Here is an 18,075-nt window from a genome sequence, read left to right on the forward strand (position 1 = left end):
ACGACGTCGAGAAGCGCCGGTCGGCTCCGACCAGAGCACGGACCACCCGCCCGGGCGGTCGACCGACGGAAGGACAGACCCGTGAAGTACATGCTGCTCATCTGGAACCGGCCCGGCTTCACCGACGAGCTCTCGGAGGCGGAGCGCACCGCGCTGTTCGCCGAGGTCGGCTCGATCATGGACGAGCTCACCGAGCGCGGGGAGCTCGTCGGCGGCGAGGCGCTGGCCGACCCGTCCGCCGCGCGCACCACGCGGCTCGTCGACGGTCGCACGACGCTCACCGACGGGCCGTTCGTCGAGAGCAAGGAGCAGTTCGCCGGCTACCTCGCGATCGACGTCGAGACGCACGAGCGGGCCGAGGAGATCGCCGCGCGCTGGCCGGACACCCGGTTCGGCGGGGCGATCGAGCTGCGGGCCGTCATGGTGGGGTCGGGCGAGGAGATGTGACGGCGCCTCCTGCACCGGAGTCCGGGGCGACCTCGTCCGCCTCGGTCGAGGACGTGCTGCGCGCGGTGGGGCCGCAGGTGCTCGCGGCGCTCGTCCGACGGTACGGGCAGTTCGACGCGTGCGAGGACGCCGTGCAGGAGGCGCTGCTCGCCGCCGCGACGCAGTGGCCGGTCGAGGGCGTGCCCGCCGACCCGCGGGCGTGGCTCACCACGGTCGCCCGACGACGGCTCACCGACGCGTGGCGGTCCGACTCCGCACGCCGGGTCCGGGAGGCGGCCGTCGCCCTGGACCCGGCGGCGCGGCGCACGGCACCGGGTGCCGACGAGGAGCCGCCGTCGCACGACGACACGCTCACGCTGCTGTTCCTGTGCTGCCACCCGGCGCTCACGCCCGCGTCCCAGGTCGCGCTGACCCTGCGCGCCGTCGGCGGGCTGACGACCGCGGAGATCGCCGCCGCACACCTCGTCCCCGAGGCGACCATGGCGCAGCGGATCAGCCGCGCCAAGCGGACCGTCCGCGGCGAGCCGTTCACGTTGCCGTCGGCGGCCTCGCGGCCCGCGCGGGTGTCGGCCGTCCGCGAGGTGCTGTACCTCGTCTTCACCGAGGGGTACACCGCGTCGGGCGGGTCGGACCTCGTGCGCATCGACCTGACGTCCGAGGCGATCCGGCTGGCGCGCCTGCTGCACGCGCTGCTGCCCGACGACGGCGAGACCACCGGCCTGCTCGCGCTCATGCTGCTCACCGACGCGCACCGCGCTGCCCGGACGGGACCGGACGGTCTCCTCGTGCCTCTCGCGGAGCAGGACCGGGCGCGCTGGGACCGGGGTCAGATCGACGAGGGCGTCGCGCTGGTGTCGGCCGCGCTCGCCGTGCACCCCGCCGGCCCCTACCTGCTCCAGGCCGCGATCGCCGCGGTGCACGCCGAGGCCCCGACCGCCGCCGACACCGACTGGCCGCAGGTCGCCGCGCTCTACCGCCTGCTCGACCACGTCGCGCCCGGCCCGATGGTGACGCTCAACCGCGCCGTCGCGGTCGCGATGGTGTCGGGCCCGCGGGCAGGGCTCGACCTGCTCCGCCTCCTCGACGACGACCCGCGTACCGCCGACCACCACCGCCTCTGGGCGGTCCGCGCGCACCTCCTCGAGCAGGCGGGTGACCTGACCGCGGCCGTCGAGGCCTACCACCGCGCCGCCCGCCTCACGACGAGCCTCCCGGAACGCCGCTACCTCGACGCCCGCGCGTCCCGTCTCACGGCACCGCTCACCCCTCCCGACCCCGTCATGGAGCCCGGTACAGGCCTCTGAACGGTCGCGGTGACGGGGTCGTCAGGCGATCCGGTGGGTCGTCAGGCGTGCGGCGAGGTGCCGTCGCGACGCCGGCGTGCGTCGACCGCCTGCTGGCCGAGCGCCGACCGGTGCAGGAGCTCGTCACGTGCGGCCGGATCGTCCGCGAGCCGGTCGAGCACGGCGTCCAGGACCGGCACGGCGAGGCGCGGCGCGGCGTCGAGCACGCCCGACAGGACGCTCCACGCCGCGAGCGCGTCGCCGTCCGGACGCCCGTGCGCTCGGCGTCGACACAGGTCCGCGACACCGTCCAGGACGTCGTCCCCGACACCGTCGGGGTCGGTCGCCCGCCGGGCGGCGTCGGCCGTGGCCGCCGCGTCCGTCGACCAGCCGGCCTGGTGCCGGAGCACGAGCGCGTGCAGGCTCGGGTCGGCCAGGGCGGCCGCGGCGGCGAGCTCGAGCTGCCAGACGGCGCCGTCGGGTCGGGACAGTGCCGCGCGGACGTGCGGCAGCGCGCGCGGGTCCGACCGGTGGGCGAGCCCCAGCAGCGCCTCGCAGCGGGTCTCGTCGTCCGGGTCGTCGAGCCGCGCCGAGAGCGCGTCGCGGACCTCGGCCGAGTCGACGTCCTCGCGCCACTGCGTGCCGAGCGAGAAGCACGCCCAGTCGCGGACGCGCGGGTCCGGGTCCGACGTCAGGGCGATGGCGATCCCGACGAGGTCGCCGGTGGGGCGGTCCCACGCGGCGTGCTCGCACAGGTCCGACGCGAGCCGACGTCGGACCTCGACGTCGGGGTCGGCGGCGAGGGTGCGGAGCAGACGGACGTCGGTCGCCGGCTCGTGCTCCGCCTGGTCGCTGTCGTCCATGACCGTCCCGTCTCGACCCCGCGGACCGCCCGCGACTGCGCCGAGCGTAGGGCGCCGCGCCGCGCCCAGTCCCGGGACCCACGACGTCGGTCCCTGACGGCGCCCGGTCGCCGAGCACAACGTCACGCGCGTCCGAGCCGTCTCGTGCGCGCGCGATGGTGTGCTCGGCGTGGGGAGCGACGAGCCGAGCGTGCGAGGAGCACCGCTCCGTCCCGGGGTGTCGCGACCGGAGGGACGCGACCGCCCACAGTGCTCCCGGGACGGAGCGGTGGATCGGGGCGACCGGCGTGGATCGGCACGGTCGCGGGTCGGGCCCGACGCGTGGTCGGGCGGGTGGCGGCTCAGCGCAGGGCGAGCTCCGGGGGGACGGGGACGGGCGTGAAGCCGGCCGCCGCGACGCGGTCGGGGTCGTGGCGGAGGCACGCGACGGACCGGCGCGGGTCGTCGCCGGGGACGTCGGGGGCGACGAGCTCGGGCTGGACGTGCGCGCACGCGTCGAAGACGAACGGGCAGCGGGCGCGGAACGGGCAGCCGGAGGGCAGCCGCGCGAGGTCCGGCGGGGAGCCGGGGATGCCGCCGAGCTCGCGTCGCGGGCCGCGCAGCGGCGGGAACGAGTGCAGCAGCCCGTTGGAGTACGGGTGGCGGGGGCGGCGGTAGACGTCCTGCGCGGTGGCGTCCTCGACGATCTCGCCCGCGTACATGATCGCGATCCGGTCGGCGATCTCGATGAGCAGCGACACGTCGTGCGTGATGAAGATGACGGAGAACCCGAGGCGGTCGCGGAGCTCGGCGATCTGCTCGACGATCTGCCGCTGCATGACGACGTCGAGCGCCGTCGTGGGCTCGTCCATGATGAGGACCTGCGGGTCCAGGGCGAGCGCCATCGCGATCATGACGCGCTGCCGCATGCCGCCGGACAGCTGGTGCGGGTAGGCGCGCAGCCGGTCGGGCGAGATGCCGACCATGTCGAGCAGGTCGGCCGCGCGCTCCAGTGCCTCCTTCTGCGACACGGAAGGCCGGTGCGCGCGGATGGCGTCGGCGATCTGCCGGCCCACCCGGAACACCGGGTTGAGCGAGTTCATCGCGCCCTGGAAGACGATCGCGAGGTCCTGCCAGCGGGACGCGCGCAGCTCCGCGTCGGACATCGACAGGATGTCCGCGGTCGAGCCGTCGCGGCCGTGGAAGAGCACCTGCCCACCGGTGATGAGGCCGGGCGGCGGGAGCAGCCGGGTCGCGGCGTACGCGAGGGTCGACTTGCCGCAGCCCGACTCGCCCGCGAGCCCGAGGACCTCGCCGCGGTTCAGCGTCAGGGACGCCTGGCGCAGGACGTGGACCGGGTTCTCGTCGTAGCCGTAGTCGACGGACAGGTTGCGGATCTCGAGCACCGGGTCGGCGGTGAGCCGACCGGGGGCGACGGGGACGGCGCTCACGACCGATCCTCCTTGGCCTCGTGCACGACCGGCGTGAAGCCGATGCGCGGGCGGATGCCGCGCTTGCGCAGCGTGCGGGCGTGCAGGCCCGTCGAGCGCAGGCGCGGGTTGACGAACTCGTCGATGCCGAAGTTGATGAGCGTGAGGGCCATCCCGAGCAGGGCGATGCACAGACCCGCGGGCACGAACCACCACCACGCGCCGCGCTGGAGCGCGAGGTTGCCCTGCGCCCAGAACAGGATGGTCCCCCAGTTCCACTCGGACACCGACGTGACGCCGATGAACGCGAGCGTGATCTGGGACAGGACGGCGAAGGTCACGGTGCCGACGAACCCGGCGGCGATGATCGCGGTGAGGTTCGGCAGGATCTCCGCGAGCACGATGCGCCAGGTCCGCTCGCCGTTGGCGCGGGCCGCCTCGACGAAGTCGCGCTTGCGCAGGGACAGCGTCTGGGCGCGCAGGACGCGCGCGCCCCACGCCCAGCCGGTGACCGCGATGACCGCGGCGACGGTGAGCCCGCCCGCCGACGGGAGCTGGCCCGCGATGAGGATGATGAGGGGCAGCTGCGGGATGACCAGGAAGATGTTCGACAGCGCGGACAGCGTCTCGTCGCCCGCTCCCCCGACGAACCCGGCGGTGACGCCGATCAAGACGCCGATCACCGTCGCGAGCACGCCCGCGACGAGCCCGACGACGAGGACGCCGCGGGTCCCGACGAGCACCTGCGACAGGATGTCCTGCCCGAGGTGCGTCGTGCCGAACCAGTGCGCACCCGACGGCGGCTGCAGGATGTCCGGGCTCACGGCGCTCGGGTCGTAGGGCGCGATCCACTCCCCGACGACGGCGAGCACCGCGAAGAACCCGAGGATCGCGAGGCCGGTGATCGCCTTGCCGTTGCGCAGGAACAGGAGCTTGCGCTTGCCCGCGACGGGTGCCGTCGCGTCGGTCGCGACGTCCTCGGTGTCGGTGAGGACGGATGTCTCGACGGCCATGTCAGCCCTCCTGCCGGGTGCGCGGGTCGAGCGCGGCGTAGACGAAGTCCGCGACGATGTTCGCGACCAGCACGGACAGGGTGATCACGAGGAAGCAGCCCTGCATGAGCGTGTAGTCGTGGTTGGTCGTCGCGTTGTAGAGCAGGAAGCCGATGCCCGGGTAGGAGAAGACCATCTCCATGATGAGCGTCCCGCCGACGATGAAGCCGAGGGACAGGGCGAACGACGAGATCTGCGGCAGGATCGCGTTCCGCGCGGCGTACCCGAAGACGACGGCCCGCTCCGACAGGCCCTTGGCCTGCGCGACCGTCACGTAGTCCTCCGACGAGACCGTCACCATCATGTTGCGCATGCCGAGGATCCAGCCGGCGATCGACGAGACGACGATCGTCAGGGCGGGCAGCGTCCCGTAGTAGAGGACGGACCCGATGAACTCGGGGGTGAACGCGGGCACCATCGACCGGTCGTAGGCGCCCGACGACGGGAACCAGCCGAGGTTCACCGAGAAGATCGCGATGACGACGAGCCCGAGCCAGAAGTACGGGACGGCGGAGAAGAACGTCGAGATCGGCAGCAGCGAGTCGGCCCACGTGCCGCGCCGCCAGCCGATGCCCGTGCCGAGCAGCGTCCCGACGACGAACGCGATGACCGTCGCGACGCCCACGAGACCGACCGTCCAGGGCAGCGTCTGCCGGATCATCTCCGCGACGGGCGTCGGGTAGTACGTGAACGAGACGCCGAGGTTCCCGTGCAGCAGCAGGTTCCAGTAGTCGAGGTACTGCTGCCAGATCGACTTCTGCTCGTCGAGGCCGAAGAGCGTGCGGATCGCGGCCTCCGCCGAGGAGTCCAGGCGGCCCTGGCTCTTGGCCATGATCGCCTTGACCGGGTCGCCGGGCATGAGCCGCGGGATGATGAAGTTGATGGTCACCGCGGCCCAGGCGGTGACGACGTAGAAGATGCCGCGGCGGACGAAGAACCTCACCGCTCGCCCTCCTTGGTCTCGACGGTGATGGTCTCGACGGCCGCCTCGTCGTCCGACGCGTGCAGCAGGTCGACGTCGATCGTCGGCCGCTCCCCGTACGCGTCGAGCACGTCGCCGAGCCGCGGCCGGTCGGGCCTGTCGGAGTAGCCCCAGCACGCGGCCTCGCGCTCCTCGCCGACGGCGAGCAGCGGCGGGACCTCGGCACGGCACAGGTCGACGGCGAACGGGCAGCGCGGGTTGAACCGGCACCCGGACGGCGGCCGGACCAGCGAGGGCGCCTCGCCGCGGGCACCGCGGGCGCGCGCGTCGAGGTCGTCGGGGTCGGGCGCGGACCGCACGAGCAGCTGCGTGTACGGGTGCTTCGGGTCCTGCGTCACCGACTCGGAGTCGCCGGTCTCGACGATGCGCCCGGCGTACATGACCATCGTCCGGTCGGCGAAGTACCGGGCCGACGCGATGTCGTGCGTGATGTAGAGGATCGCGATCTGCAGCCGGTCGCGCAGGTCGCGCAGCAGGTTGAGGATGCCGAGGCGGATCGACACGTCGAGCATCGAGATCGGCTCATCGGCCAGCAGCACCTCGGGATCCGCGGCGAGCGCGCGGGCGATCGCGACGCGCTGCCGCTGCCCGCCGGACAGCTCGTGCGGGAACTTGTCGACGTACCGCTCGACGGGCGTGAGCTGCACGCGCTCGAGCAGCGTCGTCAGCGCGTCCTCGAGGTCCGCGCCGCGCAGCCGGCCCTGGTGGATCCGGACGCTGCGGGTCAGCGTGTAGCGCACCGTGTGCACGGGGTTCAGCGACCCGAACGGGTCCTGGAAGATCATCTGGACGCGCCGCACGTAGCGGCGGAACGCCCGGCGGTTGCGCGCCGTCGCGTCCTGGCCGTGCAGCAGGATCTGCCCGCTCGTCGCGGGCGTGAGCTGCGACAGCAGGCGCGCGATCGTCGACTTGCCCGAGCCCGACTCACCGACGAGCGCGACGACACGGCCGCGGTGCAGCGCGAGGTTCACGTCGTCGACCGCGTGCACGAGCGCGCGGCGCCGGAACGAGCCGGTCACGAAGTGCTTGCGCAGGTCGACGGCCTGCAGGACGGGGGTGTCGGGGGCGGCTGGGTCCGCCGGACGGGTGTCCGGCGACAGCGGGAGGGTCATCAGCGCTCACCTGTCGGCTGGTGGAAGGTCGACGAGGGGTGGCCCCGGGGCGACGGCGTGGAGTCCGCCGCCCCGGGGGCCGGGTCGGTCAGTCCTGCGTCGGCTCCAGGTTCATGACGATCCGCGCCGCCTGCGGACCCGTCGGCTGCGGGTTCGCGTACAGGTCGTCGGCCGTCGGGAAGCCGGTGTAGTTCTTCGTCGAGTACTGCGCGACGGCCGGGCGCGACCAGATGACCAGGCCGGGCACGTCCTCGACGTACGCCTTCTGGATCGTCTCGATCGCGGTCTGCCGCGCGGCGTCGTCGGACGCGCCCTTGAAGTCGGCGAGGGCCTGCGTCACGGCGTCGTTCTTGTACCGGCCGAAGTTCCACGTCGCCGTCTCGCCGAGCGGCACGTACGAGTTGCCGTCCATGAGGTTGGCGTACATGTTCCACGGGGTCGCGCCGCCGTCGGTCCAGTGCAGCGTCGCCTGGAAGTTGCCGAACGGGATGATGTCGTTGAACCAGGCGTCCTGGTTCGCGGCGTTCACCGTCGCGTCGACGCCGAGCTCGGCCGCGCTCGTCTTGATGAGGTCGAGCGCCGTCAGGTAGTCGTTCCAGCCGGCCGGGTTGACCAGCTCGAACGTCACGACCTCGCCGTCCGGGTCGACGAGCTTGTCCGACCCGTTCCACGTATAGCCGGCGTCCGTGAGGATCTGCTTCGCCTCGTCGACGTCGACCTTCAGCTCCTCGCCCTTGAGGTCGGGCGCGAGGTACTGCTCGCCCGACGGCATCGGCATGCCGGTCACCGAGTCGATGACGGGCCACACGCCCGAGCCCGCGAGCTCGGAGATCTGCGCCCGGTCGACGACCAGGTTGAGCGCCTTGCGGAACGCGACGTCGTTGAACGGCTTCGTCTCGTTGTTGAGGAACAGGATGTCGGAGCCGAATCCGCCGCCCGCGACCTGGTGGTTGTGGTCGGGGTCCTTCGCGATGAAAACGTCCTCGTAGTCCGCGATGAACGTCCAGCCCCACTGTGCCTCACCCGTCGTGAGGGCCGTCGTGAGCGCGTTGTTGTCGTTGTAGGACGAGTACTGCAGCTTCGCGACCTTCGGCTCGCCGCCCCAGTAGTCGGGGTTCGGCACGAGCGTCGCGGCCTGCGGCGTCCAGGTGTCGAGCAGGTACGGGCCCGTGCCGACGGGCTCGGTGTCCGTGAACGTCGTCGGGTCCTCGTCCTTCCAGATGTGCTCGGGGACGATCACCTGCTGGAGCAGCTTGACCTGGTTGACGTACTGCGACTCGGTGAACGTGATCGTCACCTTGCCGTCGGCGTTCTCGACCTTCTCGATCTGGTCGGGGAAGTTGTTGTTGATCGCCGGGTAGTCGATGAGCAGCTGCAGCGTGAACGCGACGTCGTCCGCCGTGAACTCCTCGCCGTCCGACCACTTCACGCCGTCGCGCGGGGTGATCGTCGCGGCCGTGTAGTCGTCGTTCCACTCGACCGACTCCGCGAGCCACGGCTCGGGGTCCTCGAGCGGGTTCACGTCGTTGACCTGCATGAGCGACTCGTAGATCACCCAGGCGTAGCCGAGCGACTTCGCCGCCGAGCCCGTCGGGATCAGCGGGCTCTGGTTCTCGTTCTGCGGGCCGTTCGGCATGCCGACCGTCAGGACGGCACCGTCACCGCCGGTGCTGTCGTCCGACGTGCCGCCGCCGCCCGAGCAGGCGGTGGCGAGCAGCGCGACGGTCGCGACACCGGCCACCATCGTTGCGAGCTTGCGCGTTCTCACGAGTGCCTCCTTGCACTGACTGCTGGTTGTGGGGTCCTGCGGTGCTGCGCTGTGGGATCAGGGGGCGGCCGACGACGGGATGTCGACGTCGACCGTGAGGCGCAGGTCGCCCGAGGAGCGACCGACGCGGAGCGTGTACGTCCCGGCGGGGGTGACCCAGCCGTGGCCTGCGGTGTCCCAGGTGCGCAGCGCGTCGGCGCGCACGTGCACCCGGGCGGTCGTGCGCTCGCCGGGGGCGGCGTGCACGACGGTGAAGCCGCCGAGCCAGCGGACCGGGCGGTCCGGGCTGGCGGTGGCGGAGGTCTGGTCGGTGGCCCCGGTCGGGGGCTCGACGTAGACCTGGACGACCTCGCGCCCGGCGCGGGGTCCGGTGTTGACGACGGTGACGTCGAGGTCGAGGCCGCCGTCCGCCGAGGTGCCGGCGAGCAGGGCCGACTCGTGCTCCCACGTGGTCCACCCGAGCCCGTGCCCGAAGGGCGCCGCGGGCGTCCGGCCGAGCCGCAGCCACGACCGGTACCCGACGTGCACGCCTTCGTGGTACTCGACCACGCCACCGACGGGGACCGCGTCGGGCACGGGCACGTCGTCCTCGTGCGCGGGCAGCGTCCACGGCAGACGTCCCGACGGCTCGGTCACGCCGGTCAGCACGTCCGCGAGCGCCTCGGGCCACTCCTGCCCGCCGAGCCACGCCCACACGACGCACGGCACCTCGTCGAGCCACGGCAGCAGCACCGGTGCACCGGCGTTGACCACGACGACCGTGCGCGGGTTGGCGGCGAGCACGGCCTTGACGAGCTGGTCCTGCGTGCCGGGCAGCGCGAGGCTCGTGCGGTCGTACCCCTCGGACTCGATCTCCTCGTTGGTGCCGACGACGACGACCGCGAGGTCCGCGGCCTCGGCGGCAGCGACGGCGTCGGCGAGCAGCTCGTCGGGCGACGTGCCGGGCACGCGGTGCACGAGCTCGGCGCGCGCGAACGACGCGTACCCGACGGGGTGCACGGCCTGCACGTGCGCGTCCACCTCGACGGTCGTCGGCTCGGTCACGTCGAGGACGAGCGTCGCGGGGACGGGCTGGTTGACCGACGAGTCGAGGATGACCTCGGCACCGACGACCTGGTCGCCGGTCGAGACGACCTGCCCGCCGATCGCGATGAGGTGCCGTCCGACGGTCCCGACGCCGACCTCGTGCCGGCCGGGCTCGTCGAGCCGGACCGTGGTGCGCAGGCGGACGGTCACGGCGTCGTCGCGGACGTCGCGCAGCCAGCCGCCCCACGTCGTGGTGGTGTGCGCGTCGAGGAGGGTCCCGTCGGCGTCGAGCAGCTCGACGAGCACGCCGGCGTCGCCCCCGGGCGTCGTGCAGCGGCCCGCGAGGTCGAGCTGCGGCGGCAGCAGGCGGGACACGGCACCGGGGTGCACGTCGACGTGCGCACCGGCGAAGGCGCTGGTGAGGGCGTCGCGCGGGGTCGACGAGCGCTCCGGCCGGACGTACGCGGAGCCCCCTCCCTGCACGAACGGGCTCACGGCGTTCGGGCCGAGCAGCGCGATGCGGCGGACGTCGTCGGCGGCGAGCGGGAGGGCGTACTCCTCGTCGCGGAGCACGACCATCGAGCGGCCGACGAGCCGGCGCAGCGTGCCGCGCACGTCGACGTCGGCGACCTCGTCGCGGCGCTCGCCCGCGGCGTCGACCCCGTCGAGCGCGCCCACCCGCTGCGCGAGGCGCAGGATCCGCAGCACCTTGTCGTCGAGCACGGCCTCGCTGACCCGGCGCGCGCGGACCGCGTCGAGCAGCCCGTCGCCCCACGGCCCGTCGGGGCCGGGCATCTGCAGGTCGAGCCCGCCGTACGCGGCCTTCTCGACGGTGTTGGTCGCGACCCAGTCGGACACGACGACCCCGTCGAAGCCCCACTCGTCCTTGAGCACGCCGGTGAGCAGCGGTCGGTGCTCGAGGACGGGCGCGGCGGTGGTGCCGTCGTCGACGCCGGAGTACGCGCCCATGACGGACCACGCGCGCGCCTCGCGGACCAGCCGCTCGAAGGGTGCGAGGTAGACCTCGCGCAGCGTGCGCTCGTCGACGCGGGACAGGTAGGTGGTGCGCTCGGTCTCGGAGTCGTTCGCGACGAAGTGCTTGACGCACATGCCGACGCCGCGGTCCTGCGCGCTGCGCACGACGTGCACGGCGATCTCGCCGGTGAGGACGGGGTCCTCGGAGTAGCACTCGAAGTGCCGGCCGCCGACGGGCGTGCGCTGGAGGTTCACCTGCGGGGCGAGGACGACGTCGACGCCGTGCCGGCGCGCCTCGGCGGCGAACAGCGTGCCGACCTCGTCGGCGAGGTCGACGTCCCACGTCGCGGCGAGCGCGCTCGGGGCGGGGAACGACGCGGCCGTCTCGGTGGGGTCGTCGCTCACGCCACGCACGCCGGCGGGGCCGTCGGAGACGTGCATCGCGCGCAGGCCGATGCGCTCGATCGGGGTCGTGGACCACAGGCCCGCCCCGACGACCAGACGCACCTTCTCCTCGGTCGTGAGCTGCCGCAGCAGCCCGTCGAGGTGGGCGTCGGGCCGGGTGGCCGCGGTGGTGTCGGTCGACACGGGATGTTCTCTCCGTCCGGACGTCGTCGTTGCCGTCGATGCGCAGTCAAGCACAACTTACTGACTTGTTAGTAAGTCGGTAGGTCACAGTATGGTTTCGGCCATGGACGACGCCGTCACCCCCGGGACGGGCTCCCCCGCGCCCGCCAAGCGCACCCGCCGACCGCGGCAGGCCACCGCCGAGCGCCGCGCGGAGATCCTGCGCGCCGCCGCGCACACCTTCGGCTCCAAGGGCTACAAGACCGGGTCCCTCGCCGAGGTCGCCGAGCAGGTGGGCATCACGCACGCGGGCGTCCTGCACCACTTCGGGTCCAAGGAGCAGCTGCTCGTCGAGGTCCTCGAGTACCGCGACAAGGAGGACGTCCGCGACCTCGAGGGTCAGCACATCCCCGGCGGGATCGAGCTCTTCCGGCACCTCGTGCGGACCGCGCGGATGAACGCCGACCGGCGCGGCATCGTCCAGGGCTACACCGTCCTGACCGGCGAGTCCGTCACCGAGAACCACCCCGCGCGCGGCTGGGTCACGCACCGCTTCAGCGTCCTGCGCGGCGAGATCGCCGACGCGATCGGCGAGGTGGGCGGGCCCGACGTCGACCGCGAGACCGCCGAGCGCGCCGCGAGCGCGATCATCGGCGTCATGGACGGCCTGCAGGTCCAGTGGCTGCTCGACGACGCCGTCGACCTGTCCGAGTCCACCGCGTTCGCGATCGAGGCGATCCTCAGCGCCGCCCTCGCCGGCACCGGGAGGCCGCACCCGCTGCGCTGACCTGCGGGTCTGCCGGCACCGGCCGCGCTCAGGAGATTCACAGGGACGCTTCAGCGCCGGCCAAGGTCGCGCACCGACGATCGGGTCATGACGACCTCGACCCTGCGCCGGCCCGACACCCTCACCCGCGCCGACGGTTCCCCCGTCCGGGCGCTCGTCGTCGATGACGAGCCCACCCTCGCCGAGCTCCTGTCCACCGCCCTGCGCTACGAGGGCTGGACCGTCGAGCACGCGCTCACCGGGCACGCCGCGGTCCGTCAGGCCAAGGCGTCGACGCCCGACGTCATCGTGCTCGACGTCATGCTGCCCGACCTCACCGGCCTCGAGGTGCTGCGCCGCATCCGCGCGACGCACCCGCACGTGCCCGTGCTGTTCCTCACCGCGAAGGACGCCGTCGAGGACCGCATCACCGGCCTCACCGCGGGCGGCGACGACTACGTCACCAAGCCGTTCAGCCTCGAGGAGGTCGTCGCGCGCCTCCGCTCGCTCCTGCGCCGCGCCGGTGCCGTGTCCGCGCGCGAGGAGGCCGTGCTCCGCGTCGGCGACCTCACGCTCGACGAGGACTCGCACGAGGTCACCCGCGGCGGCGACGACATCCGCCTCACCGCGACCGAGTTCGAGCTGCTGCGCTACTTCATGCGCAACCCCAAGCGCGTGCTGTCCAAGGCGCAGATCCTCGACCGCGTGTGGCAGTACGACTTCGGCGGGCAGGCGAACATCGTCGAGCTCTACGTCTCCTACCTGCGCCGCAAGATCGACAAGGGCCGCACCCCGATGCTGCACACGCTGCGCGGCGTCGGGTACGTGCTGAAGCCCGCGTGACCACGACCCGCCCTGGCGCGCGGCGCCCGTCGGCCGGGCTCGTCGCGCGGCTGCGCGGCCGGACGACGGCGCTGCGCGACCGCGCGACCGGCGCGCTCCCCCGCCCCCGGTGGACGCTGCGGCGGCGGCTCGTCGCGCTCGTCGTCGCGCTCGTCGCGGTCGTCGCGGTGGCGATCGGCGGCCTCACGACGATCGCGCTGCGCGGGTCGCTCGTCGACCAGCTCGACGACGACCTCCAGGGCGCGCACAACCGCTTCATGATGTGGTCCGGCGACGGCCCCGTCGGCGCGGGCGCCTCGTCCGGCGGCGACGTCGTCCTCCACCGCCTCCCGACGGAGGCTCCGCCCGCCGGTCTGCCCGGCCAGGTGGTCGGCACCGTGAGCTTCGCCGTCGAGCCCGGGCGGAGCGCCGACGACGTCACCGCGGCCTACCTGCTCCCCTCCGGTGAGCAGCGCGTCGTCCCGACCGAGGCCGTCGCGGCCCTGCTCGACCTGCCGCACGACGGCCGGATCCGCGACGTCGACCTCGCCGGGGTCGGCGAGTACCGCGCGGCGGTGTCGGTCCTGCCCGGCGGCGACGTGGCCGTCACCGCGATGCCGACCGCGTCCGTGACCAGGACCCTCACGACCTACATGCTGATGGTCGGCGTCGTCGCGCTGATCGCCGTGCTCGGCGCAGCCGCCGCCGGGCTCGTCCTCGTGCGCCGCGAGCTGCGCCCCCTCACGCGCGTCGCCGCGACCGCTGCGCGCGTCTCGCGTCTCCCCCTCGACCGCGGCGAGGTCGTGCTCGCCGACCGCGTCCCCGCCGCCGACACCGACACCGCGACCGAGGTCGGGTCCGTCGGCGCCGCGCTCAACCGGCTGCTCGGGCACGTCGAGGGCGCGCTCGCCGCCCGGCACGCGTCCGAGTCGCAGGTCCGGCAGTTCGTCGCCGACGCGTCGCACGAGCTGCGCACGCCGCTCGCGTCGATCCGCGGCTACGCCGAGCTCGTCCGCCGCCTGCCCGACGACCTCCCGCCCGAGGCCCTGGTCGCGATGAGCCGTGTCGAGTCCGAGTCGCAGCGCATGACCGCGCTCGTCGAGGACATGCTGCTGCTCGCGCGCCTCGACGCGGGTCGCCCGCTCGAGTCCGAGCCCGTCGACCTCGCGATGCTCGCCGTCGACGCCGTCACCGACGCGCACGCCGCCGGCCCGGACCACGCGTGGGCCCTCGACCTGTCCGGCCTGCCGGGCGACGACGCGGACGGCGGCACCACCGACGAGCCGGGCGCCGTCGTCGTCGGCGACGACCACCGCCTCCGCCAGGTGCTGGCCAACCTCCTGTCGAACGCGCGTCTGCACACGCCCGCGGGCACGTCGGTCACCGTGCGCGTGGCCCGTCGCGGCTCCGACGTGGTGCTCGACGTCGTCGACGACGGTCCCGGCATCCCCGCCGACCTGCGCGACCGGCTCTTCGAGCGGTTCGTCCGCGGCGACGCCTCCCGCAACCGCGCCGCCGGCTCGACCGGCCTCGGCCTGTCCATCGCGCACGCCGTCGTCACCGCCCACGGCGGCACCCTCACCGTCGACGAGACCGCCGGCGGCGGGACGACCTTCCGGGTCCGCCTCCCCGCCGCCCCACCCGACGGCGCCTCCGCGCGGACAGCGCCGTCGCCCGTGCTCGTCGACGCCTGACGGCCCTCGCGCGGCGCGCGGTCGCTACGGTCGTCGGGTGGATCTGGGACGTGCGACGACGTGGCGGTCGAGCCACGGGCGGGCGCTGCCGCACGACGGGGGTCCGCGTTGAGGACCGTCCTCAGCACCCCGACGACCAGCGACCTGCCCGACGTGCTCCGCGCCCTGCGCACGTGGCAGGACGACGCAGCGCCGGTGCAGCTCCACCCGGGCGACCTCGGCTGGTACTGGCGGTTCGGTGAGGAGGCGGTGGCGCGAGCCCTGCGGACGTGGACGAGGGACGGGGAGATCCTCACGATCGGCTTCCTCGACGGTCCGCAGGTCCTCCGCGCGACCGTCGCCCCGCGTGCCTGGCATGACGACGAGCTCGCACGCGAGGTCGTCGACGACGCGTCGGACCCGGAGCGCGGCGTCCTGCCGACCGGCGCCGCGTCGGTCGAGGCGCCGAACGGCACGAGCCTCCACGCCGCGCTGACCGATGCGGGCTGGCACGAGGGCGAGGCGTGGACGCCGCTGCGGCGCGACCTCGTCGCTCCGGTGGAGGCCCCGGACCTGCGCGTCGAGCTCGTCGAGCCCGGCCGGGAGTCCGCCTTCACGGCGGTGCACCGCTCGGCGTGGGGCACGACGACGTTCACCGACGAGCGGTGGCGCGTGATGGCGGCGGGACCGGCGTTCGCCGACGCGTGGTGCCTGCTCGCCCGGGACGCGGCGGGCCTCCCGGTCGCGGGGGTCACGGTGTGGTCGGCCGGACCGGGACGCCCGGGGCTGCTCGAGCCGATGGGCGTCCACGCCGACCACCGCGGCCGGGGGTACGGACGGAGCATCTGCCTCGCGGCGGCCGCAGAGCTGCGCCGGCGCGGTGCGTCGAGCGCGCTCGTGTGCACCCCGACCTCCCTGACCTCGGCCGTCGCGACGTACGCGTCGGCCGGCTTCCGTCGGCTCCCCGAGCGGCTCGACCGCTCGCGCGACGCCTGATCACCGCCCACCCGGGCCCCTCTCGTCGACACCTGGAAGCCCCGGCGCGTGGGAGGTCTCGACGGTCGACACGGAGGACCTCCGGGAGAGCCCGGTCGTCGCGGGCGCCGACGCGCGACTCACGTCGTCGACGTCGACGCCGACCCGAGCCGGTCGTCAGGCGGTCGACGGGAGCAGCGCCGCGTCGACGAACCGCGCGAACGCCTGCTCGTCGCCGGTGCGACGCACGGCCACGACGGGCTGCGACGCGAGGGCCGGCGCGTCGTCGAGCGCCCCGGTGCGGAGCGCCGCGAGCAGGGCAGCCCCGGCAGCGACGGGCTCGCGCTCGGCGACGAGCCGCAACGGCGACGAGCCGACGCGGGCCTTGAGCCGCAGCCACGCGGGGTTGGCGGACATCGGCCCGCCGAGCACCGCCACGGAGCTCGGCGCCGCTCCGCCGGCCAGACGCCCCTGCTCCTCGAGCATCCAGCGCGCCTGGAGCGCGAGCCCGGCCAGCAGCGCGTGCAGACCCTCCGCCGGCGTGCGACCGGACAGGTCGCCCACGACCGACGGCGTGGCGGCGGGATCGGGTGCGGGGGTCTGCCGACCCGCGACGTACGGCAGGACGAGCACGTCGAGCGGGACGTCGCCCAGCGCCACGACCTCCGCCATGAGCGCGGTGAGGTCGGCGTCGGGCGCGTACGTGCGCAGCCACCACGCGACCGCGGCACCGGCGCTCGACGAGCCCGCGAGGAGCGCCGCGTGCTCGCCCGTGACCGTCCGGACCAGGCTCATCCCCGCCGTGCGGACCGGTTCCGGGTCGGGGTCGCCGTCGATCAGCGTGCAGACCGCCTCCGCCGTGCCCACCGAGTCGGCCGCCTCGCCCGGCCGGCGCACGCCTGCGGCCCACGTGCCGACCGGGTGGTCGTGACCGGCGACCGTCACGGGCGTGCCGCGCGCCAGGCCGGCGGCGGTGGACCGACCGTCGACGACCCCTCCGAGCAGCTCCCCCGGCGCCAGCACCTCCGGCACCTGCGACGGGCGCAGTCCCACCTCGGCCAGCAGGTCGGCGTCGAACGCGGTCGGGAGGTCGCCCGGTCGCCCGAGCCGGTAGGCGCCCGTGCGCCCGGCGAGCGTGTGGTCCGTCGCGAGCCGGCCGGTGAGCAGCAGCCCGACGAGGTCCGCCGCTCCCGCCCAGCGGCCCACGGCGCCCGCACCGCCGCGCGTGTGCAGCGCCTCGGCGTCGTGCGTGCGCAGCCACTCCCACGTCGCGAGCGGGATCTTCGCGCTCGTGCGGACGCCGGTCGCGGCGAACAGGTCGGCGCGGCCGATGCGGGCCGCGAGCGCGTCGGCCTCGACGCCCGCGCGGTGGCCGTCCCAGCGCAGCCAGTCGCCGCGCGGGGTGCCGTCGGGCCCGAGCGGGACGCCCGTCTCCGCCATCGACGCGATCCCGACCGCGACCGGGGCGGGTCCGGCGGGCAGCACACGCGCGACGAGACCGGCGAGGACGTCGGCGGCATGGCGCGGCGGCGGGGTCGGTGCCGACGCGACCGCGAGCACGCGCGGCCCGGTGACGTCGACGAGCGCGACCTTGGTGTTGGTGGTCCCGACGTCCACCCCGAGCGCGGTCAGCACCCGGCCATCCTCACCGATCCGCACGGTCGCCGGGGACCGTCGGGCGACCGGGGGCGCCTCGGCCGCGGACGCAACCTCCCGCCGAGAGCGAGACATCCATGTCTCTGTTCGGAGCGGATGTCGCTCGCGGCACGACCGACCCCACCGAGTTCGTCAGGTCGGGCCCAGTTCGTCGGTCCGAGCTGACGAACTCGACACGAGCTGACGAACCCGACACCCCCTGGCGAACCCCGGACCGGGTGACGCTCGGCACCCGGTGACGGGCCGCGGGCCCAGACCGGGGTGGCCCGGGGTCAGGAGCGGGGGCGCCAGAGGACCAGGGCGCCGGTGTCCTGGCTCGGGCGGCGGCGGGTCTCGCGGACCGAGCGCTGGACGGCGACGACGTCGCCGCGCGGGTCGGCCGTGAAGACGCGTCGGCCGGGCTCGACGAACGCGCGCAGGTACTCGACCTGCCGGCGCAGCCCCTCGACCTCGGCCTCGAGCTCGAGGATGCGCTTGATCCCCGCGAGGTTGACGCCCTCGTCCTGCGAGAGCCGCTGCACCTCGCGCAGCGTGGCGATGTCCCGCAGCGAGTACCGGCGACCACGGCCGCTGGTCCGGCCCGGGGACACCAGGCCCAGCCGGTCGTACTGGCGGAGCGTCTGCGGGTGCATGCCCGCGAGCTCGGCGGCGACCGAGATCACGTAGACCTTCGCGTCGTCCGACACCACGTCACCTCAC

15 protein-coding genes are annotated in these 18,075 nt (G+C 74.2%); 6 read left to right on the forward strand and 9 right to left on the reverse strand.

The features are described 5' to 3' along the window. Positions 1-90: 90 nt before the first annotated feature. Both OMK64_RS02305 and OMK64_RS02310 read left to right on the forward strand, forming a co-directional pair. Positions 91-447, forward strand: coding sequence for a YciI family protein (locus tag OMK64_RS02305; protein WP_272726488.1), 357 nt, complete (start codon positions 91-93; stop codon positions 445-447). Next, positions 444-1,751 carry an RNA polymerase sigma factor gene (locus tag OMK64_RS02310; RefSeq protein WP_272726355.1) on the forward strand — a complete coding sequence of 436 codons (1,308 nt, stop codon included), beginning with the start codon at positions 444-446 and terminating at the stop codon, positions 1,749-1,751. The genes OMK64_RS02305 and OMK64_RS02310 overlap by 4 nt, the downstream gene beginning before the upstream one ends. Before the next feature lie 41 nt (positions 1,752-1,792). Here OMK64_RS02310 and OMK64_RS02315 read toward each other — a convergent pair whose 3' ends face one another. The 7 genes from OMK64_RS02315 to OMK64_RS02345 all read right to left on the reverse strand — a co-directional run bounded on the left by OMK64_RS02315 (position 1,793) and on the right by OMK64_RS02345 (position 11,505). Next, positions 1,793-2,593 (reverse strand): HEAT repeat domain-containing protein, encoded by an 801-nt coding sequence (locus OMK64_RS02315; protein WP_272726356.1) that lies wholly within the window; start codon positions 2,591-2,593, stop codon positions 1,793-1,795. A gap of 341 nt (positions 2,594-2,934) precedes the next feature. After that, positions 2,935-4,023: an ABC transporter ATP-binding protein gene (locus OMK64_RS02320; protein ID WP_272726357.1), complete on the reverse strand. Its 1,089-nt coding sequence runs from the start codon at positions 4,021-4,023 to the stop codon at positions 2,935-2,937. Continuing rightward, the gene (locus OMK64_RS02325) at positions 4,020-5,015 is read right to left on the reverse strand and encodes an ABC transporter permease (RefSeq protein ID WP_272726358.1); all 996 of its coding nucleotides are present in this window, start codon (positions 5,013-5,015) and stop codon (positions 4,020-4,022) included. The genes OMK64_RS02320 and OMK64_RS02325 overlap by 4 nt, the downstream gene beginning before the upstream one ends. Position 5,016: 1 nt before the next feature. Then, positions 5,017-5,997, reverse strand: coding sequence for an ABC transporter permease (locus OMK64_RS02330; RefSeq protein ID WP_272726359.1), 981 nt, complete (start codon positions 5,995-5,997; stop codon positions 5,017-5,019). Beyond that, positions 5,994-7,148 (reverse strand): ABC transporter ATP-binding protein, encoded by a 1,155-nt coding sequence (locus tag OMK64_RS02335; protein WP_272726360.1) that lies wholly within the window; start codon positions 7,146-7,148, stop codon positions 5,994-5,996. The genes OMK64_RS02330 and OMK64_RS02335 overlap by 4 nt, the downstream gene beginning before the upstream one ends. Before the next feature lie 88 nt (positions 7,149-7,236). Next, entirely contained in the window at positions 7,237-8,916 is a 1,680-nt protein-coding gene (locus OMK64_RS02340) for an ABC transporter substrate-binding protein (protein ID WP_272726361.1), read from the reverse strand. Positions 8,917-8,973: 57 nt separating this feature from the next. After that, a complete protein-coding gene (locus OMK64_RS02345) occupies positions 8,974-11,505 on the reverse strand; it encodes a beta-d-glucosidase (protein WP_272726362.1) in 2,532 nt (843 codons plus the stop codon). Between the two features lie 91 nt (positions 11,506-11,596). Here OMK64_RS02345 and OMK64_RS02350 point away from each other — a divergent pair, with 91 nt between their 5' ends. From OMK64_RS02350 to OMK64_RS02365, 4 genes are all read left to right on the forward strand, one after another. Then, complete coding sequence (locus OMK64_RS02350; RefSeq protein WP_374694053.1) at positions 11,597-12,271, forward strand: TetR/AcrR family transcriptional regulator; 675 nt, start codon at positions 11,597-11,599, stop codon at positions 12,269-12,271. Between the two features lie 87 nt (positions 12,272-12,358). Beyond that, positions 12,359-13,093 carry a response regulator transcription factor gene (locus OMK64_RS02355; protein WP_272726364.1) on the forward strand — a complete coding sequence of 245 codons (735 nt, stop codon included), beginning with the start codon at positions 12,359-12,361 and terminating at the stop codon, positions 13,091-13,093. After that, positions 13,090-14,766, forward strand: a complete 1,677-nt coding sequence (locus tag OMK64_RS02360) for a sensor histidine kinase (protein WP_272726365.1) — start codon at positions 13,090-13,092, stop codon at positions 14,764-14,766. The genes OMK64_RS02355 and OMK64_RS02360 overlap by 4 nt, the downstream gene beginning before the upstream one ends. A 108-nt stretch (positions 14,767-14,874) precedes the next feature. After that, positions 14,875-15,741, forward strand: a complete 867-nt coding sequence (locus OMK64_RS02365) for a GNAT family N-acetyltransferase (RefSeq protein WP_272726366.1) — start codon at positions 14,875-14,877, stop codon at positions 15,739-15,741. 156 nt (positions 15,742-15,897) lie between these two features. On the opposite strand, the gene OMK64_RS02370 is transcribed toward OMK64_RS02365, so the two are convergent. Next, entirely contained in the window at positions 15,898-17,355 is a 1,458-nt protein-coding gene (locus OMK64_RS02370) for an FGGY-family carbohydrate kinase (RefSeq protein ID WP_272726367.1), read from the reverse strand. Positions 17,356-17,648: 293 nt separating this feature from the next. Continuing rightward, a complete protein-coding gene (locus OMK64_RS02375; protein WP_272726368.1) occupies positions 17,649-18,062 on the reverse strand; it encodes a heat shock protein transcriptional repressor HspR in 414 nt (137 codons plus the stop codon). Positions 18,063-18,075: the final 13 nt, after the last annotated feature.

Origin of the sequence: Cellulomonas fimi (assembly GCF_028527925.1) — a bacterium.
In the GTDB taxonomy this organism is placed as follows: domain Bacteria; phylum Actinomycetota; class Actinomycetes; order Actinomycetales; family Cellulomonadaceae; genus Cellulomonas; species Cellulomonas fimi_C.

Bases quoted from the DNA above. Each gene is read 5' to 3' on its own strand.
- OMK64_RS02305 (WP_272726488.1), top strand. From the start codon at position 91: ATGCTGCTCATCTGGAACCGGCCCGGCTTCACCGACGAGCTCTCGGAG.
- OMK64_RS02315 (WP_272726356.1), bottom strand. From the start codon at position 2,593: ATGGACGACAGCGACCAGGCGGAGCACGAGCCGGCGACCGACGTCCGT.
- OMK64_RS02325 (WP_272726358.1), bottom strand. From the start codon at position 5,015: ATGGCCGTCGAGACATCCGTCCTCACCGACACCGAGGACGTCGCGACC.
- OMK64_RS02335 (WP_272726360.1), bottom strand. From the start codon at position 7,148: ATGACCCTCCCGCTGTCGCCGGACACCCGTCCGGCGGACCCAGCCGCC.
- OMK64_RS02350 (WP_374694053.1), top strand. From the start codon at position 11,597: ATGGTTTCGGCCATGGACGACGCCGTCACCCCCGGGACGGGCTCCCCC.
- OMK64_RS02355 (WP_272726364.1), top strand. From the start codon at position 12,359: ATGACGACCTCGACCCTGCGCCGGCCCGACACCCTCACCCGCGCCGAC.